At 60.1% G+C, this 25,038-nt stretch carries 24 protein-coding genes; 4 read left to right on the top strand and 20 right to left on the bottom strand.

The window, feature by feature from the left end:
- The first annotated feature begins 48 nt into the window (after positions 1–48).
- Positions 49–1,020 carry a magnesium and cobalt transport protein CorA gene (locus tag K0P33_RS24415; protein ID WP_094950378.1) on the top strand — a complete coding sequence of 324 codons (972 nt, stop codon included), beginning with the start codon at positions 49–51 and terminating at the stop codon, positions 1,018–1,020.
- Here K0P33_RS24415 and K0P33_RS24420 read toward each other — a convergent pair.
- The 3 genes from K0P33_RS24420 to K0P33_RS24430 form a co-directional block, all read right to left on the bottom strand.
- A complete protein-coding gene (locus K0P33_RS24420) occupies positions 1,017–1,742 on the bottom strand; it encodes an amidotransferase (protein WP_242152029.1) in 726 nt (241 codons plus the stop codon). The two genes, K0P33_RS24415 and K0P33_RS24420, sit on opposite strands and share 4 nt — an antisense overlap.
- A 215-nt stretch (positions 1,743–1,957) precedes the next feature.
- On the bottom strand, positions 1,958–4,105 hold the full coding sequence (locus tag K0P33_RS24425) for a 3-hydroxyacyl-CoA dehydrogenase NAD-binding domain-containing protein (RefSeq protein WP_094950380.1): 2,148 nt from the start codon (positions 4,103–4,105) through the stop codon (positions 1,958–1,960).
- 16 nt (positions 4,106–4,121) lie between these two features.
- Positions 4,122–5,327, bottom strand: a complete 1,206-nt coding sequence (locus tag K0P33_RS24430) for an acetyl-CoA C-acetyltransferase (RefSeq protein ID WP_242152031.1) — start codon at positions 5,325–5,327, stop codon at positions 4,122–4,124.
- Between the two features lie 648 nt (positions 5,328–5,975).
- Here K0P33_RS24430 and K0P33_RS24435 point away from each other — a divergent pair.
- Positions 5,976–6,782 carry a cytochrome c gene (locus K0P33_RS24435; protein ID WP_242152033.1) on the top strand — a complete coding sequence of 269 codons (807 nt, stop codon included), beginning with the start codon at positions 5,976–5,978 and terminating at the stop codon, positions 6,780–6,782.
- 150 nt (positions 6,783–6,932) lie between these two features.
- Here K0P33_RS24435 and K0P33_RS24440 read toward each other — a convergent pair whose 3' ends face one another.
- The 14 genes from K0P33_RS24440 to K0P33_RS24505 form a co-directional block, all read right to left on the bottom strand.
- Positions 6,933–7,736, bottom strand: coding sequence for a transglutaminase family protein (locus tag K0P33_RS24440; protein ID WP_094952781.1), 804 nt, complete (start codon positions 7,734–7,736; stop codon positions 6,933–6,935).
- Entirely contained in the window at positions 7,733–8,683 is a 951-nt protein-coding gene (locus K0P33_RS24445) for an alpha-E domain-containing protein (RefSeq protein ID WP_094952782.1), read from the bottom strand. The genes K0P33_RS24440 and K0P33_RS24445 overlap by 4 nt, the downstream gene beginning before the upstream one ends.
- Positions 8,684–8,687: 4 nt before the next feature.
- A complete protein-coding gene (locus K0P33_RS24450; protein ID WP_242152035.1) occupies positions 8,688–10,097 on the bottom strand; it encodes a circularly permuted type 2 ATP-grasp protein in 1,410 nt (469 codons plus the stop codon).
- A 422-nt stretch (positions 10,098–10,519) separates the two neighbouring features.
- Positions 10,520–10,861 carry a ribonuclease E inhibitor RraB gene (locus K0P33_RS24455; RefSeq protein ID WP_003193463.1) on the bottom strand — a complete coding sequence of 114 codons (342 nt, stop codon included), beginning with the start codon at positions 10,859–10,861 and terminating at the stop codon, positions 10,520–10,522.
- Positions 10,862–11,074: 213 nt separating this feature from the next.
- Positions 11,075–11,311, bottom strand: coding sequence for a hypothetical protein (locus tag K0P33_RS24460; RefSeq protein WP_025854180.1), 237 nt, complete (start codon positions 11,309–11,311; stop codon positions 11,075–11,077).
- Positions 11,312–11,414: 103 nt separating this feature from the next.
- Entirely contained in the window at positions 11,415–12,020 is a 606-nt protein-coding gene (locus K0P33_RS24465) for an START domain-containing protein (RefSeq protein WP_094952784.1), read from the bottom strand.
- A gap of 54 nt (positions 12,021–12,074) precedes the next feature.
- A complete protein-coding gene (locus K0P33_RS24470; RefSeq protein WP_094952785.1) occupies positions 12,075–12,329 on the bottom strand; it encodes a YkgJ family cysteine cluster protein in 255 nt (84 codons plus the stop codon).
- Positions 12,330–12,490: 161 nt separating this feature from the next.
- Positions 12,491–12,982: a translation initiation factor 2 gene (locus K0P33_RS24475; RefSeq protein WP_242152037.1), complete on the bottom strand. Its 492-nt coding sequence runs from the start codon at positions 12,980–12,982 to the stop codon at positions 12,491–12,493.
- A 117-nt stretch (positions 12,983–13,099) separates the two neighbouring features.
- Positions 13,100–14,539, bottom strand: a complete 1,440-nt coding sequence (locus tag K0P33_RS24480; RefSeq protein WP_242152040.1) for a PLP-dependent aminotransferase family protein — start codon at positions 14,537–14,539, stop codon at positions 13,100–13,102.
- Positions 14,540–14,812: 273 nt separating this feature from the next.
- A complete protein-coding gene (locus K0P33_RS24485; protein WP_094952788.1) occupies positions 14,813–15,628 on the bottom strand; it encodes an OmpA family protein in 816 nt (271 codons plus the stop codon).
- Positions 15,625–15,987 carry a DUF4398 domain-containing protein gene (locus K0P33_RS24490; RefSeq protein WP_083357227.1) on the bottom strand — a complete coding sequence of 121 codons (363 nt, stop codon included), beginning with the start codon at positions 15,985–15,987 and terminating at the stop codon, positions 15,625–15,627. Before K0P33_RS24490 ends, K0P33_RS24485 begins: the two co-directional genes overlap by 4 nt.
- 9 nt (positions 15,988–15,996) lie before the next feature.
- Positions 15,997–16,806, bottom strand: a complete 810-nt coding sequence (locus tag K0P33_RS24495; RefSeq protein ID WP_094952789.1) for a transporter substrate-binding domain-containing protein — start codon at positions 16,804–16,806, stop codon at positions 15,997–15,999.
- Positions 16,807–16,885: 79 nt separating this feature from the next.
- Positions 16,886–17,815 carry an FAD-binding protein gene (locus K0P33_RS24500; RefSeq protein ID WP_094952790.1) on the bottom strand — a complete coding sequence of 310 codons (930 nt, stop codon included), beginning with the start codon at positions 17,813–17,815 and terminating at the stop codon, positions 16,886–16,888.
- A 16-nt stretch (positions 17,816–17,831) separates the two neighbouring features.
- Positions 17,832–18,581: an electron transfer flavoprotein subunit beta/FixA family protein gene (locus K0P33_RS24505; protein WP_094952791.1), complete on the bottom strand. Its 750-nt coding sequence runs from the start codon at positions 18,579–18,581 to the stop codon at positions 17,832–17,834.
- A 507-nt stretch (positions 18,582–19,088) separates the two neighbouring features.
- Between K0P33_RS24505 and K0P33_RS24510 the strand changes: the two genes are divergently transcribed.
- The gene (locus tag K0P33_RS24510; RefSeq protein ID WP_094952792.1) at positions 19,089–20,753 is read left to right on the top strand and encodes an electron transfer flavoprotein-ubiquinone oxidoreductase; all 1,665 of its coding nucleotides are present in this window, start codon (positions 19,089–19,091) and stop codon (positions 20,751–20,753) included.
- A 192-nt stretch (positions 20,754–20,945) separates the two neighbouring features.
- Here the strand turns inward: K0P33_RS24510 and K0P33_RS24515 are convergent, their stop codons facing one another.
- A complete protein-coding gene (locus K0P33_RS24515; RefSeq protein WP_094952793.1) occupies positions 20,946–21,836 on the bottom strand; it encodes an AraC family transcriptional regulator in 891 nt (296 codons plus the stop codon).
- A gap of 182 nt (positions 21,837–22,018) precedes the next feature.
- Here K0P33_RS24515 and K0P33_RS24520 point away from each other — a divergent pair, with 182 nt between their 5' ends.
- A complete protein-coding gene (locus tag K0P33_RS24520) occupies positions 22,019–23,071 on the top strand; it encodes an NAD(P)-dependent alcohol dehydrogenase (RefSeq protein ID WP_094952794.1) in 1,053 nt (350 codons plus the stop codon).
- On the opposite strand, the gene K0P33_RS24525 is transcribed toward K0P33_RS24520, so the two are convergent.
- Positions 23,072–23,875, bottom strand: a complete 804-nt coding sequence (locus K0P33_RS24525) for an IclR family transcriptional regulator (protein WP_094952795.1) — start codon at positions 23,873–23,875, stop codon at positions 23,072–23,074.
- A gap of 186 nt (positions 23,876–24,061) precedes the next feature.
- On the bottom strand, positions 24,062–25,027 hold the full coding sequence (gene araH / locus K0P33_RS24530; RefSeq protein WP_094952802.1) for an L-arabinose ABC transporter permease AraH: 966 nt from the start codon (positions 25,025–25,027) through the stop codon (positions 24,062–24,064).
- Positions 25,028–25,038 lie beyond the last annotated feature (11 nt).

Below are 25,038 nucleotides of genomic sequence, written 5' to 3' on the forward strand. Positions count from 1 at the left end.
AGCTAAGCTGCCCAACACCTGTCCTCCTAATAAGAAGCGATCAGCACCATGGGTAGAGTTGTTGCGGCGGCCGTTTACAGCGCCGGAAAGAAAGTCACTGATATCACCCTCGACGAAGGCGCAGCCTGGGCTGCCAAACCCGACCACTTTGTGTGGATCGGCCTGGAAGAGCCCAACGCCCAGGAGCTGGCCAACCTGCAACGCCAGTTCAACTTGCATGAACTGGCGATCGAAGACGCGCTGGAAAAACACAGCCGCCCGAAGTTGGAAACCTTCGGCGATGCGCTGTTTATCGTCACCTATTCACCAGTGCGCGAGAACGGCAAGCTGGTGTTTATCGAAACCCATATTTTCGCCGGCAACGGCTACATCATCACTGCCCGCAACGGTCATTCGGCGTCCTACGGCTTTGTGCGCCAACGCTGTGAGGCAAGGCCACTGCTGCTCGAGCACGGTGAAGATTTCGTACTCTATGCGCTGCTGGATTTCGTCACCGAAAACTACCAGCCGGTGAGCGAAGCAATCCACGCCGAAATTGATGAGCTGGAGCGTAACGTGCTGTGCAGCTCGCTGAGCGAGCGCGATATCCAGAACCTCCACGGCCTGCGCCGCGACGTGCTGCGGCTCAAACGTTATGTGGCACCGATGGTGGAGATCAGCCAGGAGCTGCAGAAGCTGAGCTTCCCGTTTATCGACAAGAATATGCGCCCGTATTTCCGTGACGTGCAGATCCACGTGACGCGGCAGATGGAAGACCTCACCACCCTGCGCGATATCGCCAGCCAGACCATTGAGATTGGTGTGTTGCTGGAGGCGTCGCGCCAAAGCGTGGTGCAGCGCAAGTTCGCCGCGTGGGCGGCGATCCTGGCGTTCCCCACCGCAGTAGCGGGGATTTATGGGATGAACTTCCAGAATATGCCCGAGCTGCAATGGCACTACGGCTATTTTGCGGTGCTCGGGTTTATCGCCGTGGGCTGCACCAGTTTGTGGGCCAGCTTCAAGCGTTCGGGCTGGCTTTAAGCTGAAGCCTGCGGCTTGTGCGCGACAAAGCGCATCATCCATTCCGCCACGGTGACGCCGTGGTGGTCACGTGCCAAGCTGGCGACGCCGTTGGTGTAGACCTTTTCGCCCAGCGTTGTCTGAAGAATCTCCAGCAGCTCGCGGGAATAGTCGTGGATAAATTCCGGATGGCCTTGGAAGCACAGCACCTGGTCGCCGATGTGGTACGCAGCGAACGGGCAAAAAACGCTGGAGGCAATAACCGTGGCGTTTTCCGGCAAGGTGGTCACCTGGTCCTGGTGGCTGATCAATAGCGTCAACTCGTCCACTTCCGGGCTCATCCATGGCGCCTTGGCATCAAGTTTGTAGTCGTGGATGCCGATGCCCCAGCCTTGCCCGGCGCGTTCGGTCTTGCCGCCCAGCAGCAGTGCCAGCAGTTGGTGGCCGAAGCAGATGCCGAGCAACTTGTCGCCGCGCTCGTAACGTTGGAGCAGGTAGGTCTTGAGGGTCTGGATCCACGGGTCGGTGCCGAAAGAATCGGCTTTGCTGCCGGTGACGAGGTAGGCGTCAAACACTTCTTCATCCGACGGGTATTCACCCTGCACCACGTTGTAGACGACAAATTCGGCGGCAATCGGTTGCTTGGAGAACAGGCGCTTGAACATCTGCCCGTACCCTTGGTATTGATCGATCAAGCCTGGACGCAGGATATCGGTTTCCAGGATACAGACGCGTAGCGACATAAAAAATACCTGACACGGTGATGGGAATAATGCACACCCCAGAGCCTGCCTTGAAATGTACCTGCAAAGCAAGTCCCGCCAAGTGACTCACGGTGGGCGCGGGCTTGCCTGCGATGGCGTCATATCAGCCGACCTATGCAGTGGCTGACATACCGCTATCGCGGGCAAGCCCGCTCCCACAGTGGTTCTCTATCGGGCAGGATAGGGCGTTTCGGTCAGCCGAATATTTCTCCTTGTGCCGCTTTTTCCAGTAGCAATGCCGGTGGCGAGAACCGTTCCCCATACTGCTCAGCCAGGTACCGCGCCCGGGCGATAAAGTCGTTCAGGCCGTACTGATTGATAAACTGCAGCGCGCCGCCACTCCACGCGGCAAAGCCGATGCCGAAGATCGAGCCGACGTTGGCGTCAGCCGTGGACATCAACACGCCCTCCTCCACGCAGCGCACGGTTTCGATAGCCTGAATAAACAGCAAGCGGTCGCGTACATCCTGTGGCGAAATCTGTTTCTCGGGCTGTTCAAACCGCGTTTTCAACTCGGGCCACAGGTGTTTCTGCCCACCGACGGGGTAGTCGTAAAAGCCGCCGCCCGCCGCCTTGCCGGGGCGTTTGTATTCGTTCACCAACAGGTCAATGACCACTGTCGCCGGATGCGTCGGCAGCGGCTTGCCTTCGGCCTGCAGATCCTTCGCGGTTTGCTGTCGGATGTGGCTCATTAAGCTGAGCGACACTTCATCCGACACCGCCAACGGCCCCACCGGCATGCCGGCCTTGCGCGCTTCGGTTTCGATCATCGGCGCGGCCACGCCTTCGCCGAGCATGGCGATACCTTCGTTGGTGAAGGTGCCAAACACGCGCGAGGTGAAGAAGCCGCGACTGTCGTTTACCACGATCGGGGTTTTCTTGATTTGCAGTACGAAATCAAAACCCCGAGCCAGGGTTTCGTCACGGGTGTGGGCGCCCTTGATGATTTCCACCAGCGGCATCTTGTCGACCGGGCTGAAGAAATGCAGGCCGATGAACTTGCCTTGATCAGGCACCGCTTTCGCCAGGCCGCTGATGGGCAAGGTCGAGGTGTTGGAGGCAATTACGGCGTCGGTGCCGACCACGCTTTGAGCGGCGGTCGAGACCTTGGCCTTAAGTTCGCGGTCTTCGAACACAGCTTCGATGATCAGGTCGCAGCCGGCCAGGTCAGCATCAGACGCCGTAGGATGAATCCTCGCCAAAGTGATTTCCCGCTGTTCGGCGGTCAATTGCCCACGGCTGACTTTCTTATCCAGCAGCGCGGCCGAATGTGCCTTGCCCTTCTCTGCCGCCGCCACGTTAATGTCCTTGAGCACCACCTCGATGCCCGCACAGGCGCTGACATAGGCAATGCCCGCGCCCATCATCCCCGCGCCAAGCACACCGACTTGGCGCGTGATGTACGGCGCAAAACCTTGTGGCCGCGAGCTGCCGGCGTTGATTTCGTTGAGCTGGAACCAGAAGGTGCCGATCATGTTTTTCGCCACCTGCCCGGTGACGAGTTCGGTGAAGTAGCGGGTTTCGATCAGGTGCGCGGTGTCGAAATCCACCTGGGCGCCTTCCACGGCGGCGCAGAGGATTTTCTCCGGGGCCGGGAAGCAGCCATGGGTTTTGCTGCGCAAAATCGACGGTGCAATCGCCAGCATCTGCGCTACTTTTGGGTGTGAGGGCGAGCCGCCGGGGATCTGATAGGCCTTGTTGTCCCACGGTTGTTTGGCCTCAGGATTGGCCAGAATCCAGGCCCGAGACTTGGCCAGCAGCTCATCGCGATCCGCCGCCAATTCATGGATCAATCCCGCCTGCAACGCCTGCTGCGGCCGCACTTTTTTGCCTTCCAGCAAATACGGCAAGGCCTTTTCCAGCCCCAGCATACGCACCATACGCACGACCCCGCCGCCGCCCGGCAACAGGCCTAGGGTGACCTCCGGCAAGCCGAGCTGGGTCGACTTGTCGTCCAGTGCGACGCGGTAATGGCATGCCAGGCAAATCTCCCAGCCGCCACCGAGTGCCGCGCCGTTGATCGCGGCCACCACCGGCTTGCCGAGGGTTTCCAGGCGGCGCAATTGCGCCTTCAGCACCAACACGCTGTCGTAGAAAACTTTTGCATGGGCCTTATCGACTTTGATCAATTCATTGAGGTCGCCGCCGGCAAAAAAGGTCTTCTTCGCCGAGGTGATAACCACACCGGCGATGTCATCCTTTTCCGCTTCCAGGCGCGCCACGGTGGCCGCCATGGCCTCGCGGTACACGGCGTTCATGGTGTTGGCGCTCTGGCCGGGCATGTCGAGGGTCAGCACCACGATCTGGTCCTGGCCTTTTTCGTAACGAATGGCTTCGGTCATGACAGGTTCCTTGGGCTCAGAGGCGTTCGATGATGGTGGCGATGCCCATGCCACCGCCGACACACAGGGTGGCCAGGCCGTAGCGCTGCTGGCGCACTTCCAGTTCGTCGAGCAGGGTGCCGAGGATCGCGCAGCCCGTGGCGCCCAGCGGGTGGCCCATGGCGATGGAGCCGCCGTTGACGTTGACCCGAGCGGCGTCGATGCCCATGTCCTTGATGAACTTGAGGACGACTGAGGCAAACGCCTCGTTGACTTCGAACAGGTCGATGTCTTCCACACGCAAACCGGCCTTGGCCAAGGCTTTGCGCGTGGCCGGTGCCGGGCCGGTGAGCATGATGGTCGGGTCGGTGCTGGTCACCGCTGTGGCGACAATCCGCGCTCGCGGTTGCAGGCCCAGTTCGCGGCCACGGGCCTCGGAGCCGATCAACATCAGCGCGGCACCGTCGACGATGCCGGAGCTGTTGCCGGGTGTGTGCACGTGATTGATGCGCTCCACATGGCTGTAGACCCGCAACGCCGTCGCGTCGAAGCCCATCTGCCCCATCATTTCAAAGCTTGGCTTGAGCTTGCCGAGGCCTTCGAGGGTGGAGTCGCCACGGATAAATTCGTCGTGGTCCAGCAGCACGATGCCGTTCTGGTCCTGCACCGCGATCAGCGACTTGTTGAAGGCACCGTCTGCGCGTGCCCTGGCCGCTTTCTGCTGGGAATGCAGGGCGAAGGCGTCGACGTCTTGGCGGGTAAAACCTTCCAGGGTCGCGATCAAATCCGCGCCGATGCCTTGGGGCGTGAAGTGGCTGTGCATATTGGTGTGCGGGTCGAGCACCCAGGCGCCGCCATCGCTGCCCATGGGCACCCGCGACATGGATTCAACGCCGCCGACCACCACCAAGTCTTCAAAGCCGGAACGCACTTTCATCGCGCCGAGGTTCACCGCTTCCAGGCCTGAGGCGCAGAAGCGGTTGATCTGCAGGCCGGCAACGCTGACGTCCCAGTCGGCCACCAGCGCGGCGGTTTTGGCGATGTCGGCGCCCTGGTCGCCCACCGGGGTCACGCAACCGAGGACGATGTCATCCACCTGGCGTGTATCAAGGTCGCTGCGCTGGGCCAGCGCGGTGAGCAAGCCCGCCACCAGGTTTACCGGTTTGACGCTGTGCAGGGCGCCGTCGGCCTTGCCTTTGCCCCGGGGCGTGCGTATCGCATCAAAGATCAAAGCTTGAGTCATGACATCCTCGAACGCTGTGCGTGTGTGCCCCTACCTTAGGCCCGATTGACACGGTTTCAATGACCGATGCGCTCATTGCTTTTGACCCTCACGCTCGGACGAACGGTAGGGTGCTATGGGATACCTCGGGTTAATCGTTTTAGCGGTCTAGCCAAGGCATTGGCGCCAAGATGGCGGTATGCCTCATGCCTTTTTAAGTAGAAATGCTGATTAGCTGATATGAAATGGATCTAAGGCAATAAGAACGAGGGCTCTAAGGTTCACTTAGTAGGAAGTTGCTGCCGGGTTTTGCTGGAGCAGCTGTAAGAAAAGCGACACGTCACGTTGCGATACTGAAAATTACCAGCCCGCATTTGACGCTCAGGAATAACAACAAAAGGCAGTCAGCCATGTTCAAACATTCGAAAGTACGTCAGGCGGGACTTATTCTCTTCGCCACCACACTGATTCTGATCTTGCCCAATTTAACCAAGATTATTGGGTGACGACTCGATCCACACATTCCGGGCACTCATTGCACCAGGACTACAGCTTTTGGCAGCACCTGCCGGGACATTGCGTATAGCGATCCTGTTACAGGGGCTGTCTTTTTACATGCGGATTTCCGGTATCGTGGGCCGCATCGCCACCCACCATCGGGCTCTCTTCTTGAAACCAATCCTTGCCGTCCTCGCCCTGCTGCTCGCCTTGCCCGCTTCGGCTGCGCAATTGACTATAGAGCTGGATCACGCCAACAAGACCTGGCAGACCGCTGATCTACTCAAGCACCCGGATGCGCAGACGGTGCAGGTCGTTGATGACGTTTCCTACAAGCGCAACATGACTTATCGCGCGGTGCCGCTGGCGTCTCTGCTTCCAGGCTTGAAGCCTGAAAACCACCTGCAAGCCGTGGCTCTGGATGGCTTCGCCGCTGAGCTGACGGCTGCGCCCTTGCTTGAAAATCGTGGCGCCCGTGCTTGGTTGGCGGTGGAAGACCCTGCCCATCCATGGCCTGCGTTGGCGGCGGGCAAGCCGAGTGCCGGGCCGTTTTACCTGGTGTGGACCGATCCGCAGGCCGGCCATATCAGCCCTGAGCAGTGGCCGTTCCAGATCTCTGGAATTAAGCAATTGAAGACCGTGGCCGAGCGCTTTCCGGCGTTGTTGCCAGACCTGAAGTTGGCCGCCAATGACCCGGTCAACCAGGGTTTTGCGTTGTTCCAGAAAAACTGCCTGGCCTGCCACCGCCTTAATGGCGCAGGCGATGCGCAGGTGGGGCCAGACCTGAATATTCCCTATAACCCGACTGAGTATTTCAGCGGGGATTTCCTCAAGCGTTATATCCGCGACCCGCAAAGCATGCGGCATTGGCCACAGGCGAAGATGCCGGCGTTTGCTGCCAGTGTGTTGCCGGATGGCGAGCTGGACCTGCTGGTGGGGTATTTGAAGCATATGGCGGGGCGTAAACAGCAGCCGTGAGCCTTGCAAACGTTCTGAAAACACCACCGCTCACTGTGGGAGCTGGCTTGCCTGCGATGGCGGTGGGTCAGCTACAAATGGGTTAACTGACAGGCCGCTATCGCAGGCAAGCCAGCTCCCACCCTCGATCAACTTCGCCGGTAAAGACGGTTATTGCTGCTGCACCGAAAGCACCGGCGTCGGCGCCACGAACACCTTGGCATGCATCTGCTCATGCCCACCGCCACGGCGCATGCCGCGTACCGGGCAGGCGTCGAGGTAGTCCAAGCCCACTGCCAGTTTGAGATGCCGCTCGGGCCGCGCCAGTTGGTTGGTCACATCAAAGCTGTACCACGCGTCATCCAGCCAGGCTTCGGCCCAGGCGTGGCTGGCCAGGTGGGTGCTGTCCTCCGTGTACAAATACCCCGACACATACCGCGCAGGAATGCCCAGGCTGCGTGCACAAGCCAGGAACGCGTGGGTGTGGTCCTGGCACACGCCCGCGCGCCCTGCGAAGGCCTGGGCGGCGCAAGTGTCAACTTCGGTGGCGCCGGGCGTGTAGACCATCGACTGGTTGAGCGCGTGCATCAGGTCGATCAACGCGCTGCGGTCGCGACGTTGATGGCAATGCAGCTCGGCGAACAGGCGCAAGGCCTCATCGGGCTCGGTCAGGCGCGTACTGCGCAAGAACGGAAACGCCGACTGGCTCTCGTGTTCGGCCTCGCGCAATTCATCGATATCCACCTGGCCACGGGCGCCGATGATGATGGCGTCGTGGGGTTCGTCGAGGGTCAGCACATGCAGGATGTTGCCGAACGGGTCGACCTGGGCGCGCACCGGGCGCGGCAAGTCCAGCTGCCAACTGAGCACGTGCTGGCGTTCGCTGTCGTGGGGCGTGAGGCGCAGGTATTGGATGCTGGCGCGCACTTGGTCTTCGTAGTGGTAGGTGGTTTCGTGGCTGATGGAGAGTCTCATGCGGCCTCCAGGTAGGAACTGTAGATGGCGTCGCCGAGCTGGCGCACCAAGGGGATAAAGTCGGTCAGCCAGGCGTGCAGGCCTTCCTCGAGGATTTCATCGATGGCGGTGAAGCGCAGGCGCGCGTCCATCTCGGCGGCCAGGCGCTGGGCCGGGCGACCGTTGAGGCCGGGCAGGCTGGCGAGGATCTGATCGATCTCTTCGCTGCACGCCCGTAGCGAGCGCGGCACGTCGGCGCGCAACAACAGCAGTTCCGCCACTTGCCTGGCGCCCGGCGCGTCACGGTAGATCTCGGTGTAGGCCTCGAACGATGACAACGCGCGCAACAAGGCGCTCCACTGATAGTAGGCGTGGGCCGTGCCGTCGCTGACGGCGGCGGCTTGGTCGCCGGCCATTTCGTAGCGCGCATCCAGCAGGCGCAGGGTGTTGTCGGCGCGCTCGATGAAGGTGCCCAGACGAATAAAACGAAAAGCGTCGTTGCGCATGATGGTGCCGTAGGTGGCGCCACGGAACAGGTGCGAACGTTCCTTGACCCATTCACAGAACCGGCTCATGCCGTAGCGGCTAAGGCCCTGCTGGGCGATATCGCGAATATCCAGCCAGGTGGCGTTAATGTTTTCCCACATGTCGGCGGTGATTCGCCCACGCACCGCATGGGCGCTGGCCCGCGCGGCGCCGAGGCAACTGTAGATGCTCGCCGGGTTGGCCGCGTCCAGCGCGAAGAAGTGCAGCAGGCGCTCGGCATGCAGTTCGCCGTGGCGTTCGTGGTAATCATCGAGGGTGCCGGTGATCAGCAGCGGCATCGCCAACTCATGCAGGCCATCACCGCGCCCATCCTGCGGCATCAGCGACAACGAATAGCTGACATCGAGCATGCGCGCGAGGTTTTCCGCGCGCTCCAGGTAGCGCGACATCCAGTACAAATCCGAGGCAGTTCTACTCAACATGGCATCAGTCCTCGACCACCCAAGTGTCTTTGGTACCGCCGCCCTGGGAGGAGTTGACCACCAGCGAGCCTTCGCGCAAGGCCACGCGGGTCAAACCACCGGGCACTACGCGGGTTTCCTTGCCGGACAACACGAACGGCCGCAGGTCGATATGGCGTGGTGCGATGCCATTTTCGACGAAGGTCGGGCAGGTGGATAAACACAGGGTCGGCTGCGCGATGTAGGCGTGAGGTTTGGCCTTGATACGCGCACGGAAGGCTTCGATTTCCGCTTGGGTGGACGCGGGGCCGACCAGCATGCCGTAGCCGCCGGAACCCTGGGTTTCCTTGACTACCAGATCTGGCAGGTTGGCCAGCACGTGAGACAGTTCGTCGGGCTTGCGGCATTGAAACGTAGGAACGTTCTTCAGGATCGGCTCTTCATCCAGGTAAAAACGGATCATCTCGGTGACGAAGGGGTACACCGATTTGTCATCCGCCACCCCGGTGCCAATCGCGTTGGCCAGTACCACATTGCCCGAGCGATACGCCGCCAGCAGGCCGGGCACGCCGAGCATGGAGTACGGATTGAAGGCCAGCGGGTCGAGGAACGCGTCGTCGAGGCGACGGTAGATCACATCGACCGCCTTGGGGCCGTCGGTGGTACGCATGAACACGCGGTCATCGCGCACGAACAGGTCGGCGCCTTCCACCAGCTCCACACCCATTTCCCGCGCCAGGAAGGCATGCTCGAAAAACGCGCTATTGAAGCGTCCCGGGGTCAGCACCACTACGCTGGGGTTATCCAGCGGGCTTGAGCTTTTCAGGGTGTCGAGCAGCAGGTTGGGGTAGTGGTCGATGGGCGCGATGCGCTGGGCGGCGAACAGTTCGGGAAACAGGCGCATCATCATCTTGCGGTCTTCGAGCATGTAGCTGACGCCGCTCGGCGTGCGCAGGTTGTCTTCCAGCACGTAGTAGGTGCCGTCGCCATCACGTACGAGGTCGACGCCGGAGATGTGGGAATACAGACCGCGGTGCAAGTCCAGGCCCTGCATGGCCAGCTGGTATTGTTCGTTGGCCAGCACCTGTTCGGCAGGGATGATCCCGGCCTTGATGATGCGTTGCTCGTGGTACAGGTCGGCCAGAAACATGTTCAGCGCCTTGACCCGTTGAATGCAGCCGCGCTCGACGATCCGCCATTCGCTCGCCGGAATGCTGCGCGGGATGGTGTCGAAAGGAATCAGGCGCTCGGTGCCCTGCTCGTCCCCGTAAAGGGTGAAGGTGATGCCGGCGCGATGGAACAGCAAATCGGCTTCGCGCCGGCGCTGAGCCAGCAGCTCGGCCGGTGTTTCGGCCAACCAGCGGGCGAACTCGCGGTAATGGGGGCGGACCTGCCCTGCCCCGTCGTACATTTCATCGTAATAAGTGCGGGTCATGCCGTACTCCTTGTCACCCGGGCGTTTGAACTATCGCAAAGCCCGTGCCATCGGCATAAACACTTAAAAATCAGTGAGTTGAATTGCCACTGGGATCTATACGCACCGTCCTGGTGCGCAGAATGCCCGCCGTCGTGTGCCGCGCTTCATCACAATGCGGGCTTTGACTATCAACAGCATAGTCAGAGTTGATTTCACTGCCCGCCCACGCCTGCGGATAATCACCCCCATCGGCTGAACAGGATGCGTCCTACAGCTTCAGCGAACCGCTCTTCCCTTTAGGCCACCCTCTTTGGGTGGCTTTTTTTTGGTGCGAGAAAACACGCTGCAAGTTCCGAGAGTTTTCCTACAGCACAAACAAAATCGGCCGACCCAAAGGTCAGCCGATACGCTGCGTTTCTCATTCTGCTCTGTGCAGTGAATTACATCGGTAACCCACGCACCTCCTGCTTGACGCCCCATCCCTCGATGATCCCGCCCAAAGGCTCGACCACCGCCTCAAAGTCTTGCTCGAAGTCTCCTATGCCGTCGTAGGTTGCGAACATGATTTTGCTCAGTTCCAGGTACCAGGCGCCATCATCGCGCGCGCTGACCTGGGCATTCAGGGATTCCCCACGAAATCGACCCGCAGCCCTGCGCGCCCGTTCCTCATCCGGGAATATGGCGTAGAACTCGATGGGGTGAAAACGTGAGAAGTCAAAGCCGCCCTCTTTCATGCGGCGCAATACGTTGGTGCTGATGTCTTCTTGATAGGCTGTGCTCATGAAACGTCCTCCTCAAACTGATGGATAGACTTTCCGTGCTTCCCGAAGACCGCGCCCTGCTGGCGCCGGTGCTACGGCATTAACGACACCGTGGGAAAACAAGCATGTAGCTGACAAGACCAGACCTTAGCGATTCATTCGCTGATCTCACTTGCAGAGTAGCGCGAAGCTATCACCTCCACCAGAGGCGCTTTAAAGGCATACAGAGAATGTTCAGGCGGCAGGCGATATGTCGAGGATTTGAATGCTGTTCTGGTCTTTCAGAATCTTGACCGTAGGCTCGGGTTTACGGCCTTCCAGGTCATTGAGGTCAAGTTCGGCGGCCACAGGTACGAGCTTGTTGCGAATCATGTGCGCCGCATCTTCGAGGCTGGGCTTCTGGTCGCAGGTGAACTGCTCGACGGACTTTACGCCGTGATCATCAACGAAGGTAATCTGCCACTTTTGCATCGGTGCCTCCTCGATAAAACCCGTGTGTGGGCTTACAACTATCTGGACCTTGAGGGCTCGGCAAACGTTCCACTCATGTCCGGAGGCACCGGATCAACTGCGCTTATTTTTCAGCGTGTTCTTTCAAGGCTTTCAAGGTGTTGAACGGCGCGTCCACCACAAACTTGTTGGCCAGCCACGATGGCACGCTGCCGCCTGGCTCGGTGTGCACCTGGTAGGTCACTTCGGTCTGGTTGTCGCCTTTGGGCACCAGTTTCCAATAACCGTCTACCTGGGCCACTCGCACGTAACCTTTGACTTCCGGCTGGTAGGTCGGCACTTCCAGCAGTTTGCGCGTCACGGTGCCGTCGGCGGCCTTGGAGGTGGTGATTTCGAGGATCGAATCACGGTCGGTCACCGGGAACGGTGCCTTGAACTGGGTGTAGGTCCAGCTCTTGTCGCCTTCGGTCTTGAGCAGTTTTTGCGATTTGCATTCGTGGATCCAGGAGCAGGCACCGGCCACGTCTTCCTGCAGGGCCTGGATCTTGGCCACTGGCGCCTTGATCAAGGTGACACCGCGATACGCCTTGTATTTGGAACCGGCAATTTCGCTCAGGGACACCTTGATACCGTCTTCGTCCTTGGCGACTTGCCAATCCTCAGCCTGGGCAGTGGCAGCAAACAACACCGTAAAACCGCACAGCACAGCCATTCGTTTCAGCGAACCCATTGTTGTATTCCTTATTGTCGACGTTCTGAAAGTAAGTTCCGAAAGTAAAGCCCATCAAGCCGCCGTCATCTGCTCCCACCAGCCGATCAACCGGATCGCATCGGCTTGGTCGGTGCCACAGACATCCAGATCCGCCTTGAAATCACTGCACACCGCTGGGCGTTCCGGTTGGCCAAACAGCTGGCATAGCTGTTCGACCGACAGGTGCAAGCAGCGTTCGCCCGCCGGTTTGCCATGGGGCATGCCCGGCAATGGCGAACTGATGGAGGGGGCGATGCAGCATGCGCCACAGCCTTCACGGCATTTCATGACCAGCAGGTCCTCGACGACTCAATGTGGATGGCCGGGCTAGAGTACGCCCTTAAACAGCCGTTTTAAAATGGTCTAACAGGGGTTTTTCGCACAAAACAAAAGTGACCGACCAGTCTGCGACAGATGGTCGGTGGGCGACGTCACCTTTGCGGGAAAAATTATTGCTTGAATTCGAAATCCAGCGCGGCGCCTTCGATATCGCGCCGCTCTTCGTTACGCAGTTGCAGCTTCATCTCGTTGCTGAGCAGGCGCCCGTTGATCTGGAACGCGCTGTTGTCGGTAGGCTTTTCGCCAAACATGGGCGGCAACAACGGCACGCTCTTGGGTTTGGGCATGGTGCCGATGGGCTGCAAGTGCCTGACCATCTCAGAGGGCAAAGACAGGTCCAACTGTGCCGATGGCAGTTTAGTCTGGGCCACTTCACGGGCCGACTTGGATTTGCTCGCAATCGGTGCGCGCTTTTTGACCTTCGCGGCTTTCTTCTTGGCGACCGGGGCTTTTTTAGCCGGGACCGGTTTCTTCGCTGGGGTCTTTTGCTCGGTACTGGCCGCGGGCGTGCTTTTGGTCACGGGAGCCGCCGCCAGCACGGTGCCAACGTTACACAGGCTTAACAGGCCAATCACCACAGCAGCGCGAAAAATAGAGGTCATATCGCCTACAGCATTAACGGCAGAGGGCCATATGCTCGCTTGTTGTGCGCGGCCTGACAAGCCTGGAGATCAGCCAGCGATCGATACTGTCCCCTTTCCACGCCTCAGCCAGCCGTTTTAAAACCCGGCAGCTGTCTCTTGGCACAGTTGGCTGGCGAGCATCCCCAACGTCATCAGGGCCCGTTCTGCCTCGCGGTTCCACGGCGTGCCGCAGTTGAGGCGAATACAGTGGTTGAACTGTTCTGTGTTACTAAAAATTACCCCCGGTGCAATGCTGATGCCCTGCTGCAATGCGCGCACGTGCAGTTCCTGGGTATTGACGCGCCCGGGCAAACTGACCCACAAGATAAAGCCGCCGTTCGGGCGGGTCATCTGCGTGCCTTCGGGGAAGTACTGCTGCACCGCCAGCTGGAAAGCGCTGAGGTTCTTGCGGTATTCCTGGCGGATGTAGCGCAGGTGGCGATCATAACCACCGTTTTCCAGATAGGCCGCGACGCCCATCTGGGTGACGCTGCACGCCGAGTGGGTGCTGAACATCTGCAATCGCTGGATTTCCTGCTGGTACTTGCCGGCGATCATCCAGCCGATGCGCACGCCGGGTGACAACGTCTTGGAGAAACTCGAACAGTAGATCACCCGGTCCAGGCGGTCATAGGCTTTCAGGGCCTTGGTGCGGCCCAACTCGAACATTAGCTCACCGTAGATATCGTCCTCGACGATCTGGATATCGAAATCCGAGGCCAGGCGCAGCAACTGTTTCTGCCGATCCTCAGGCATGGTCGCGCCCAGGGGATTGCTCAGGCGCGTGGTCAACACCAGCGCTTTGATCGACCACTGGTTGGCCGCCAGTTGCAGGGCCTCAAGGCTCATGCCGGTGGACGGGTCGCTGGGGATCTCGATGACTTTGAGGCCCAGCAAGTCGGCCAGTTGCAGCAAGCCGTAATAGGTGGGTGATTCTGCGGCGATCAAATCACCCGGACGCGTCAGCACGCGCAACGACATCTGCAACGCATCGACACAGCCGTGGGTGATCACCACTTCGGAGGGGTCGACCACCACGCCGGCGTCGCGCATGCGAATCGCCACTTGGCGGCGCAGCGGCTCAAAACCGGGGCTGAACATGTAACTGAATGCCCGCGGGCTTTGGAAGCGCGTGACCTTGGCCAGTTGCTGGTGCAGCGCGCGTACCGGCAGGTAATCCACACTCGGCACGGCGGCGCCCAACGGGAAGACGCCTTCGCGGCGCGACTCGACCAAAACTTGCTGGATGATGCTGCTGCGGGTGACCAAGCCCGGGCGCTCGACCCGTGCGATGTCCGGCGTCGGCGCCGTGAGCGCAGGCGTCTGGTGCACGTAGTAGCCCGATTGCGGCCGCGCCCGGATCAGCCCCTGGTCTTCCAGGTTGGCGTAAGCCTGCAACACCGTGGCGTGGCTGACGTTGAGCTGGGAGCTCATTTTGCGCACCGAGGGCACACGCTCACCGGGCTGATAGACACCACGCCGGATGTCCTCAGCCAGTTGCTGGGCGATACGTTGGTAGAGCAACAGATTGGTCATGACGCAGCACTCGATTTCACGGGTATTTTATTTTTGTGTGAAACATACCGGCACAGTTTAGAAGTGTACGGGGACAGTTGCGAGAATAGTCGAGCACGAGCGGCAGTGATAGAAAAAACTGTAGGGGTGTTGAACATGAAAAACCCGATCAGCGATCGGGTTTGCTTTGGGTGGGAGCTGGCTTGCCTGGGATGCAGGCACCTCGGTGTATCTGGCTCAGCGAGGTGATGCTATCGCAGGCAAGCCAGCTCCCACACAAGACCGTGCCGGGCCTTAGCGCGCGGCGCCCAGCTGGCCCTTCTCATCGGAGAACACAATTTCCACCCGACGGTTCTGCGCACGGCCACGTTCGGAAGCGTTGGCTTCGACCGGGTACTGGTCGCCATAGCCTTCGACCTGGATGCGTTTTTCGTCGATCCCCAGGTCCATCAGCACATCGGCCACCGATTGCGCGCGGTCGCGGGACAGTTTGAGGTTTTCCTGCTCGCCACCGGTGTTATCGGTGTAACCCTCAATGCGCACTACGCGCTTGGGGTTCAGTTGCAAAAACTGCACGATCTTCAGCACAGTGCGGTTGGCCGAGTTTTCCAGTTCCGCCTCACCGGTGTCGAACAGCACATCGCCCAAGGTCATCACCAGGCCGCGATTGGTCTGGGTGGTGGTCAGGCTAGCGATTTGCTCTTCGAGCCACTTGCCCTGCTGCTGCACACTGGCCAGCTTGTTTTCACGCAGGGCCAGTTGCAGGCGTTGGCGTTCCAGTTCGAGCTTGGTGCCGCGCTCGGCATTAAGCCCCTGTTCGGTGTGTTCGCGGGCGATCGCGCTGTAGCGCTGGCTCAGGTAAGCGTAATGCACCACGTCGGCGCCGCTGCCCCAATAGCTGGACAAGCGATCGGCGCGGGCCAGGGATTCACCGGCGCGAATCACATCCTTGGGCGCAAAGCGCAACACGTTGGCGTCTTCCTTGACCGCCTGGAAGTCATTGCCGGCCTGCTCCAACGCTTGCTCGCTATTGGCCTGGCTGGCGCAACCGCCCAAGGCGGCGCTGCTCAGTAGCAACACACAGCTCAAACCACGGATCATCGGGCTCATTGGGCTTCTCCCAACTGCAATTGCTTGCGCAGGCGGGTGATGCGGGTGTTGAGCACGTTCAGTTGCTCCTGGCTTTTCTGGGTCAGAATCTTGGCTTCGGCGAGGCGCGCATCCAGCTCAGCTTGTTCGGCCCGCATGCGCGCACGTTTATAGGATTCGTCGGCCATGTTGGCCTTGGCCCTGGCGAACTTGTCTTCGGCCAGTTTCAGCTCTGGCGAATCATCGGTGCTGGCACCCACGGCGCTGGCTTGCTCCAAGGCTTGCTGGGTGAGGCGTATTTGTTCATTCGGCGCAGGATCGGCTGCACATCCCGCCAAAGCGACAACGGCGAGGGCCGCGAAAAGAGGTCGAATAGTCACTGTAGATCCTTACTTTGCTGGGGTGCCGACGGGTTGCTGCAATTGCGCCTTCCAGCGCTCGAGGTTGCGCTGCGTTGCCGCTTGCACCACACCGGACGCGGCCAATTCTGTCATCTTTTTAGCCAGCTGTCCGCGCAGCCATGGGTCATTGCAGGCGGAGTTGTGGGAAATCGCCAGGTACAGGCCGGGCTGATCAATGGGTACTTCGCGCGCGATCAGGTCATTGCTCATGCCCAAGGTCTGGGCCATGGCCATGCCGGAATAACGCCCGGCGAGGACGTAGTCCACTTCGCCGAGCAACAGTTTTTGGAAGGCTGGCGTGAGGCTGGGCAGGCGTTGCAGGCTCAGTTGCAGGCCGGCGAACGCTTCGAAGTCGGCACTCAAACGTGCACGTTCCGAGACCGCGCCCTTGTGGCCGTGCAGGTCGGCGGCCGAGGTGTAGACCAGCGCCGAATCCTTGCGCGTCCAGACCAGATAGTCGATCTGCATCAACGCCGGGTGGATATAGTCGAGGGTTTCCAACTCGCCCAGGTTCAGCGGCGCATCGGCGAGGATGTCCATGCGCCCGCTGCGCACTTCATCCAGGGCCAGGGAGCGTTTGCCGCCGTAGAGCAGGTCAAGTTTAAGCCCGAGGTCCTTGGCCACTTGTTGCAATACATCAGCGGTGGCGCCGATCAGGTGGGTCGGGTCTTGCGGGTCGCGCCATAGCAAGGGCGGTGCGTCCGGGCTGCCGGTGATCACCAGGCGCTCACATTTGCCGGCGGCCAGCGTCAGGCTCGGGAGTAGCGACAGGGCTAGCAATACGGGACGCAGGTCCATGGCGGTTTCTCCAGGTTAAAAAAGGCGCAAAAAAAAGCCCGGTCCAAAGACCGGGCTCTTTATAAGTGAAGCCGCTGGATTAGACCAGCTTCTCCAACTCAGGTACGGCTTCGAACAAGTCCGCAACCAGGCCGTAATCAGCCACCTGGAAGATCGGTGCTTCTTCGTCCTTGTTGATCGCTACGATCACTTTGGAGTCTTTCATACCGGCCAAATGCTGGATCGCGCCGGAGATACCGACGGCGATGTACAGCTGTGGCGCAACGATTTTGCCGGTCTGGCCGACCTGCATGTCGTTGGGTACGAAACCTGCGTCGACGGCCGCGCGGGAAGCGCCGACCGCAGCGCCCAGCTTGTCGGCCAGGGCGTACAGGTGCTTGAAGTTGTCACCGTTCTGCATGCCGCGACCGCCGGAAACGACGATCTTGGCAGCGGTCAGCTCTGGGCGATCCGACTTGGCCAGCTCTTCGCCAACAAAGCTGGAAGTGCCAGCGTCGTGGGCAGCGGAGACGGCTTCAACGGCAGCCGAACCACCTTCAGCAGCAACCGGGTCGAAACCGGTGGCACGCACGGTGATGACTTTGATCGCAGCAGTCGATTGCACGGTGGCAATGGCGTTACCGGCGTAGATCGGGCGCTTGAAGGTGTCAGCGCTTTCAACCGAGATGATCTCGGAGATCTGGTCAACGTCCAGCTGCGCGGCAACGCGTGGCAGGATGTTTTTGCCGTTGGACGTGGCAGCTGCCAGGATGTGGCTGTAGCCAGCGCCCAGCTCTGCAACCAGCGGAGCAACGTTTTCCGGCAGTTGATGAGCGTAAGCGGCGTTGTCGGCCAGCAGTACTTTGCTCACGCCAGCGACTTTCGCAGCGGCTTCAGCCACGGCGCCAGCGCCTTGACCGGCTACCAGCACGTGAATGTCGCCACCGATTTTAGCGGCAGCGGCTACGGTGTTGAGTGTGGCCGGGGCCAACACTTTGTTGTCGTGTTCTGCGATTACCAAGATAGTCATGGTTAGGCTCCCCAATTCAAAGCACCTTCGCTTCGTTTTTCAGTTTCTCGACCAGCTCAGCAACAGACTTGACCTTGATGCCCGCGCTGCGTGCAGCCGGTGCTTCAACTTTCACAGTCTTGTTGGTAGAGGCGGTAGAAACGCCCAAAGCTTCTGGAGTAACCGACTCAAGCGGCTTCTTTTTGGCTTTCATGATGTTTGGCAGGGACGCGTAGCGCGGCTCGTTCAAACGCAGGTCGGTGGTCACGATGGCCGGCAGTTTCAGCGAAACTGTTTGTGCGCCGCCGTCGATTTCACGGGTAACAGCTACGCTGTCGCCGCTCACTTCGACTTTGGAGGCAAAGGTGCCCTGGCCGTAACCGGTCAGCGCAGCCAGCATCTGGCCAGTCTGGTTGTTGTCGCTGTCGATCGCCTGTTTGCCGAGGATCACCAGTTGAGGCTGTTCCTTGTCGACAACGGCTTTGAGCAGCTTGGCAACGGCCAGGGAGGTCAGCTCTTCAGCCGACTCAACCAGGATAGCGCGGTCGGCGCCCAGTGCCAGGGCAGTACGCAACTGCTCTTGAGCAGTGGTAGGGCCGATGGAAACCACGACGATTTCAGTCGCCACGCCTTTCTCTTTCAGGCGTACGGCTTCTTCCACAGCGATTTCGCAGAACGGGTTCATCGACATCTTGACGTTAGCGAGGTCGACGCCGGAATTGTCCGCCTTGACGCGAACTTTCACGTTGTAATCGACAACGCGTTTGACAGCTACAAGAACCTTCATGGATTCCTCGTTACTCTCCGGTGAAAAGAAAGTCGCCTAGGCGAACCTGGCGGTTGATGCTCATCGGCACACAAGGGCACCTCCAAAAACCTCGGCAAGTGACTCAGCGATGGGGAAATGATGACCGTTCGTCAGGGGTGACTGAGGGGTCATTCTTTATCGCAGCGTGTAAACTGCGCGCCATCGTTTAGGCGCGCGTCACCTGTCTTGCTTTTGGACGTGCTCTTGAAACCTGCTGTCTGCCTACGGTAAGCGCAAAACCGACCGTATATTGACCGGAACACCTATTCTGGTCAATACGCCAAAATAGCCAGTCATAAGCCGCGTTGCTTTGATTTACCTAGCTTCCAAGCAATTCAAACAAACGTTTGTATTGGACGCTGCCAGTGGTGTAGATATAATGCGCCACCTAGAGAGAAAGGTGGGTCTTGCCGTTGCTGCGAGGCGACACCGAACCTCCACCCATTAGAAAAAAAAGCCTGTTGAGCCTTGAGTAGGAGATAGCCTGTGGAACGCGAATACATGGAATTCGACGTGGTCATCGTCGGCGCTGGCCCGGCAGGCCTGTCTGCCGCCTGCCGATTGAAGCAGAAGGCCGCCGAAGCCGGTAAAGAAATCAGCGTCTGCGTGGTCGAGAAAGGCTCCGAAGTCGGCGCGCATATCCTCTCCGGTGCGGTGTTCGAACCCCGCGCCCTGAACGAACTGTTCCCGGACTGGAAAGCACTCGGCGCCCCGCTCAACACCCCTGTAGTGCGTGATGACATCTATGTACTGCGCAGCGCCGACACCTCCACCAAGGTGCCTGACTTCTTTGTGCCCAAGACCATGCACAACGAAGGCAACTACATCATCTCCCTGGGCAACCTGTGCCGCTGGCTGGCCCAACAGGCTGAGAACCTGGGTGTGGAAGTCTACCCAGGCTTCGCCGCTCAAGAAGCACTGTTCGACGAAAACGGCGTGGTGCGCGGGATCATCACCGGCGACCTCGGCGTCGACCGTGAAGGCCATCCAAAAGAAGGCGTGTACACGCCGGGCATGGAACTGCGTGGCAAGTACACGCTGTTCGCCGAAGGCTGCCGTGGCCACATCGGCAAGCAACTGATCCAGCGCTTCAACCTGGACAGCGACGCCGATGCCCAGCACTACGGCATCGGCCTGAAGGAAATCTGGGAAATCGACCCCGCCAAGCACCAACCTGGCCTGGTGGTGCACACCGCCGGTTGGCCGCTGGACATCATGAGCAACGAGAACACCGGCGGCTCTTTCCTTTATCACTTGGAAAACAACCAAGTGGTCGTGGGCTTGATCGTCGACCTGTCCTACAGCAACACCTTCCTGTCGCCGTTCGATGAGTTCCAGCGCCTCAAGCATCACCCCGTACTGGCCCAGTACCTGGAAGGCGGCAAGCGTATCAGCTATGGCGCGCGGGCCCTGGCCAAAGGCGGCATCAACTCGTTGCCGAAAATGGTCTTCAAAGGCGGCGCCTTGATCGGCTGCGACCTGGGCACCATGAACGTGGCCAAGATCAAAGGCAGCCACACCGCGATGAAGTCCGGCATGCTCGCTGCCGACGCCGTGGCCGAGCGCCTGTTCGCCGAGTCTGAAGGCGGCGACGAACTGACCAACTACGTCGAGAGTTTCAAAGCCAGCTGGCTCTACGAAGAGCTGTTCGCCAGCCGCAACTTCGGCCCGGCGATGCACAAATTCGGCCCGATCATCGGCGCCGGCTTCAACTGGTTCGACCAGAACATCCTCGGCGGCAAAATGCCGTTCACCTTGCACGACACCAAGCCGGACTACGCCTGCCTGAAGCTCGCCAAGGACAGCACCAAGATCGACTACCCCAAACCCGACGGCAAGTTGAGCTTCGACAAGCTCAGCTCGGTGTTCATCTCCGGTACCAACCACGAAGAAGAACAGCCGTGCCACTTGAAGTTGAAAGACCCGAGCATCCCGATCGGCACCAACCTGCCGCTCTACGATGAACCGGCGCAGCGCTACTGCCCGGCCGGCGTGTATGAAGTGATCACAAAGGAAGACGGCGAGAAGCGCTTCCAGATCAACGCCCAGAACTGCGTGCACTGCAAGACCTGTGACATCAAGGACCCTTCGCAGAACATCACCTGGGTGACGCCGGAAGGCGCGGGTGGGCCGACTTACCCGAATATGTAAGTCGATTGCTTGACCTGAAAGGCTCCCAGACCGGGAGCCTTTTTTATGGTCGGCATAAATCGAATGTGGGACCCGCTTTCTGTGGGAGCCGGGCTTGCCCGCGATGCAGGCGACTCGGTCTGTCAGTAAAACTCAGCTGATGCCATCGCAGGCAAGCCAGCTCCCAGATTGACCGAGTTGTATCAACAGAACCTAGGCCGCGCGCTCTTCACCCGGATTACGCAGGAAATAGCGCTTATATTCGCGACTGAACTGCGACGTACTCTGATACCCCACGCTGTGCGCCGCCTGCGCCACGCTCTGGCCGTCCACCAGCAACAACTGCTGCGCCTTGAGCAAACGCAAACGCTTGAGGTACTGCACCGGCGACAACAACGTGCAGCGTTTGAAGTGCTCATGAAACGTCGACGCGCTCATGTGCGCATAACCCGCCAAGGTCTCGATATTCAGCGGCTCGGCGTAATGGGCATGCAGGTGATTCAATGACGTGGCAATCCGCGAAAACTGCCCCTGCTGTTCCACCAACGCCCGCAGCACATCGGCCTGCGGCCCGCGCAACGCGGTGAACAACAATTCGCGTACCCGCGCCGGGCCCATGATCCGGCTTTCCAGCGGATCGTGCAGGCACTGCAACAGCCGCTCGACGCAACCGCGCATCGCCTCATCCAACACCACCGAACTCATCGACTCCAGGGTCTGCGCGGTCGGCGGCGGCCCGGCCTGGATGCCCATGGCCATGACCAACTCGCCCAGCACCACACGGTCGATGCCCACCGTCACGCCATACAGCGGCGCATTCGGCAGGGCAAACGTCTCGCATTCAAACGGCACCGGCATCGCCTGGATCAGGTAATGCCCAGCGCCATACTCCAGCGTACGCGGGCCCAGGTAGGCGACTTTGCTGCCCTGGGCGACGATCATCAGGCTTGGTTCATAGATCTGCGGCCCACGCGCCACGTCGCAACTGGCGCGCAAGACCTTCACACCCGGCAGGTGGGTCGGGGAAAAACCGTCGCGGGGCGTAAGCCCTTTTATCAAGGCCACCAGCGTGGCGTTGGCGTCGAGATGGCGGGTCAACAACATGGCAAAAAACTTCGCGAAAAAGGGATGAGAGCATCATCGCAGGTCTTGGGGCAGATGAATCCAATCCAGGGGCACTGCCGGACGAATAGGCATGAGGTTCGGAGCAATCGCCATGGCCGCGTCAGGGGGTGGCGCGGAGAATGGCCCGCCTTACCTGTCACTGCTTTTGCGAGGTTTTCACCATGTACACCGCCATCGGTTATGCCGCCCAGTCGGCGACCACTCCCCTCGCCCCCATGTCCTTCGAACGCCGCAGCCCGCGCGCCGATGACGTGGCCATCGAGATCCTTTACTGCGGCGTGTGCCATTCCGACATCCACCAGGCACGCAACGAGTGGGGCATTGCCGTGTACCCGCTGATGCCGGGCCACGAGATTGTCGGCAAAGTCACCGCCGTCGGCGCCAGCGTCACCGCGCACAAAGTCGGCGACCTGGTCGGCGTAGGCTGCATGGTTGACTCGTGCCGCCACTGCGACGCCTGCCATGCAGACCTGGAGCAATACTGCCTCGAAGGCCCGACCATGACCTACGCCACCCCGGACCGGGTTGATGGCAGCAACACCATGGGCGGCTACTCCGACAGCATCGTGGTCAGCGAGCACTTCGTGGTGAAGATCCCGGCCAAGCTCGACCTGGCCAGCGCCGCACCGATCCTGTGTGCAGGCATCACCACCTACTCGCCACTCAAGCACTACGGCGTGAAAGCGGGCGACAAAGTCGGCGTGCTGGGCATGGGCGGCCTGGGCCACATGGGCATCAAGTTCGCCAAGGCGATGGGCGCGGAAGTCACGCTGTTCACCCGTTCCGCGAGCAAGGCTGAGGAAGGCCGTCGCCAGGGCGCCGACCACGTGATCGTGTCCACCGACGCCGACCAGATGAAAGCCGCCGCCGGCAGCTTTGACTTCCTGCTCGACACCATTCCGGTGCAGCACGATCTGAACCCCTACCTCGATGTGCTGCGCTTTGACGGCGTGCACATCCTGGTCGGCCTGATCGAGCCGGTCGATCCACCGGTCAACGCGGCCAAGCTGGTGTTGGGGCGTAAAATGCTGGCCGGTTCGTTGATCGGCGGCATTGCCGAAACCCAGGAAGTCCTGGACTTCTGCGCCGAGCACAACATCACCTGCGACATCGAAATGCTCGATATTCGCCAGATCAACGAGGCTTACACCCGCATGATCGCTGGTGATGTGAAGTACCGCTTTGTCATCGACATGGCGACCTTGAAGGCCTGATCAGGCCTTCGCGCCCAACTCCGCTGACAGCCGTGCTGCGACCTGTTTGATCACAGGGATCAGCTCGGCCATTTTCTCCAGCGGCATGTAGGGCACGGTACTGGCGATGCTGATGCCGGCGACGATTCGCCGGCTGGCATCGCGCACCGGTGCCGCCACACAACGGATCGACGGTTCGTTGTCCTCCAGATCGAACGCATAACCGCCCACCACGTATTCGCGCATGCGCTGCTCGAACTGCGCCCAGGATTGCTCCGGGTGCTGCGGCCATTGCTGGCTCTTGCCTGCGGCCGGCAGGCTGGCTTCATACAGGCGCTGCCACTCCTGCACCGAGTCATCCAGCAACATTGCCTTGCCCACACCCGTGCGCGCCAGCGGCATGCGATGACCGACCCGCGAGCGCATTTCCGGGCCGTTGCGGCCGGGGTTCTTGTGCAGGTAAAGCACGTCGTCGTATTCGCGAATCGCCAAGTGGATGGTGTCGCCGGTCAGCGCCGACAGCTCATCCAGGTAAGGCACGGCTAGGCTGACCAGCGGCAGTTCTTCACGGGCCTGGAAGCCCAGCTCAATCAGCTTGGGCCCCAGCAGGTAACCGACTTGCGGCACCACGCGCAGGTAACGCTCCTCCACCAGGCAACTGGCCAGGCGGTGTGTGGTGCTGCGGGTAGTGCCGATGCGCCGGGCGATCTCTTTCAGATCCCGCGCACCGGCCGCCACCGCTTGCACCACGCCCAGGCCACGCAGCAGGGTCTGGGTGCCGGTGGGCGCGGCGTCTTTGACGGGAGTGTGGGCGTTTTCCTGCATATCGGGCCTATTGGGAAGTACGAAAACGGCGCCATTATGGCAAATGCAGCCTTCCTGAACAGAGGAGATCCATTGTGGGAGCTGGCTTGCCTGCGATAGCGGTGTGTCAGCCAACCCATATACCGGCTGATACGCCCTCATCGCAGGCAAGCCAGCTCCCACATTTTGATCTCCACAGGGTAGACTTTAACGTTGCTTCATACGGTCGATAATCACCGCGAGCAACAGGATCGAACCTCGGATCACGTACTGGTAAAAGGTGTCGATGTTCTTCAGGTTCATCGCGTTCTCGATGATCGCCAGAATCAACACCCCGGCAATCACATGGCGGATCATGCCGATGCCGCCGCTCAGCGAGACACCGCCCAGCACACAGGCGGAAATCACCGTGAGCTCAAAGCCCTGCCCGATCATCGGCTGGCCCGAGGTCATGCGCGAGGCGAGGATCACCCCAGCCAAGGCACCGATCAAACCGTGCACGGCAAAGATGATGATCTTGGTGCGATCAACGTTCACCCCAGCCAGCAACGCGGCTTCCTGGTTACCACCGATGGCCATGGTGTTGCGCCCGTAGGTGGTGTAGTTGAGCAACCAGCCGAAGAACACAAAGCACAGCACGGTGATGATGATCGGCACCGGTACGCCCAGCAGTTGGCCGTTGCCGAACACGAAGAAGCGTTCGTCCATCACGCCGACGGCCTTGCCGTTGGAGAAGATGTAGGCCAGGCCCCGCACGATCTGCATGGTCGCCAAGGTGGCGATCAACGCATTGATGCGCAGCTTGGCGATCACAATGCCGTTGATCAGCCCCACCACCAGGCCCATGGCCAACGCCGCCGACACGCCGAGCACCATGCTGTCGGTGTCACGAATCACAATCCCCGCCACCACGCCGGCACAGGCGATCACCGAGCCCACCGACAAGTCGAAGTGCCCAGACGCCAGGCAGAACAACATGGTGCACGCGGCAATCCCGACCGTGGAAATCGCCAGGCCCAGCCCGCGCATGTTCAGCGGCGAGAGGAAGTTATCGATAAACAACGCGCTGAGCACAAAGATGCTCAACGCAGCGAGTAGCATCACCCATTCATCCAAAAACTTGCGCTGGTTGAAACCTGGCCAGAAGCCTTTTGCTGTTTTTACCTGGGACATCATTCACCTCG

The organism is Pseudomonas sp. ArH3a (genome assembly GCF_022648765.1).
In the GTDB taxonomy this organism is placed as follows: Bacteria; Pseudomonadota; Gammaproteobacteria; order Pseudomonadales; family Pseudomonadaceae; genus Aquipseudomonas.

Bases quoted from the DNA above. Each gene is read 5' to 3' on its own strand.
- K0P33_RS24415 (WP_094950378.1), top strand. From the start codon at position 49: ATGGGTAGAGTTGTTGCGGCGGCCGTTTACAGCGCCGGAAAGAAAGTC.
- K0P33_RS24420 (WP_242152029.1), bottom strand. From the start codon at position 1,742: ATGTCGCTACGCGTCTGTATCCTGGAAACCGATATCCTGCGTCCAGGC.
- K0P33_RS24425 (WP_094950380.1), bottom strand. From the start codon at position 4,105: ATGACCGAAGCCATTCGTTACGAAAAAGGCCAGGACCAGATCGTGGTG.
- K0P33_RS24430 (WP_242152031.1), bottom strand. From the start codon at position 5,327: ATGACTCAAGCTTTGATCTTTGATGCGATACGCACGCCCCGGGGCAAA.
- K0P33_RS24440 (WP_094952781.1), bottom strand. From the start codon at position 7,736: ATGAGACTCTCCATCAGCCACGAAACCACCTACCACTACGAAGACCAA.
- K0P33_RS24445 (WP_094952782.1), bottom strand. From the start codon at position 8,683: ATGTTGAGTAGAACTGCCTCGGATTTGTACTGGATGTCGCGCTACCTG.
- K0P33_RS24450 (WP_242152035.1), bottom strand. From the start codon at position 10,097: ATGACCCGCACTTATTACGATGAAATGTACGACGGGGCAGGGCAGGTC.
- K0P33_RS24455 (WP_003193463.1), bottom strand. From the start codon at position 10,861: ATGAGCACAGCCTATCAAGAAGACATCAGCACCAACGTATTGCGCCGC.
- K0P33_RS24460 (WP_025854180.1), bottom strand. From the start codon at position 11,311: ATGCAAAAGTGGCAGATTACCTTCGTTGATGATCACGGCGTAAAGTCC.
- K0P33_RS24465 (WP_094952784.1), bottom strand. From the start codon at position 12,020: ATGGGTTCGCTGAAACGAATGGCTGTGCTGTGCGGTTTTACGGTGTTG.
- K0P33_RS24470 (WP_094952785.1), bottom strand. From the start codon at position 12,329: ATGAAATGCCGTGAAGGCTGTGGCGCATGCTGCATCGCCCCCTCCATC.
- K0P33_RS24475 (WP_242152037.1), bottom strand. From the start codon at position 12,982: ATGACCTCTATTTTTCGCGCTGCTGTGGTGATTGGCCTGTTAAGCCTG.
- K0P33_RS24480 (WP_242152040.1), bottom strand. From the start codon at position 14,539: ATGACCAATCTGTTGCTCTACCAACGTATCGCCCAGCAACTGGCTGAG.
- K0P33_RS24485 (WP_094952788.1), bottom strand. From the start codon at position 15,628: ATGAGCCCGATGATCCGTGGTTTGAGCTGTGTGTTGCTACTGAGCAGC.
- K0P33_RS24495 (WP_094952789.1), bottom strand. From the start codon at position 16,806: ATGGACCTGCGTCCCGTATTGCTAGCCCTGTCGCTACTCCCGAGCCTG.
- K0P33_RS24500 (WP_094952790.1), bottom strand. From the start codon at position 17,815: ATGACTATCTTGGTAATCGCAGAACACGACAACAAAGTGTTGGCCCCG.
- K0P33_RS24505 (WP_094952791.1), bottom strand. From the start codon at position 18,581: ATGAAGGTTCTTGTAGCTGTCAAACGCGTTGTCGATTACAACGTGAAA.
- K0P33_RS24515 (WP_094952793.1), bottom strand. From the start codon at position 21,836: ATGTTGTTGACCCGCCATCTCGACGCCAACGCCACGCTGGTGGCCTTG.
- K0P33_RS24520 (WP_094952794.1), top strand. From the start codon at position 22,019: ATGTACACCGCCATCGGTTATGCCGCCCAGTCGGCGACCACTCCCCTC.
- K0P33_RS24525 (WP_094952795.1), bottom strand. From the start codon at position 23,875: ATGCAGGAAAACGCCCACACTCCCGTCAAAGACGCCGCGCCCACCGGC.
- araH (WP_094952802.1), bottom strand. From the start codon at position 25,027: ATGTCCCAGGTAAAAACAGCAAAAGGCTTCTGGCCAGGTTTCAACCAG.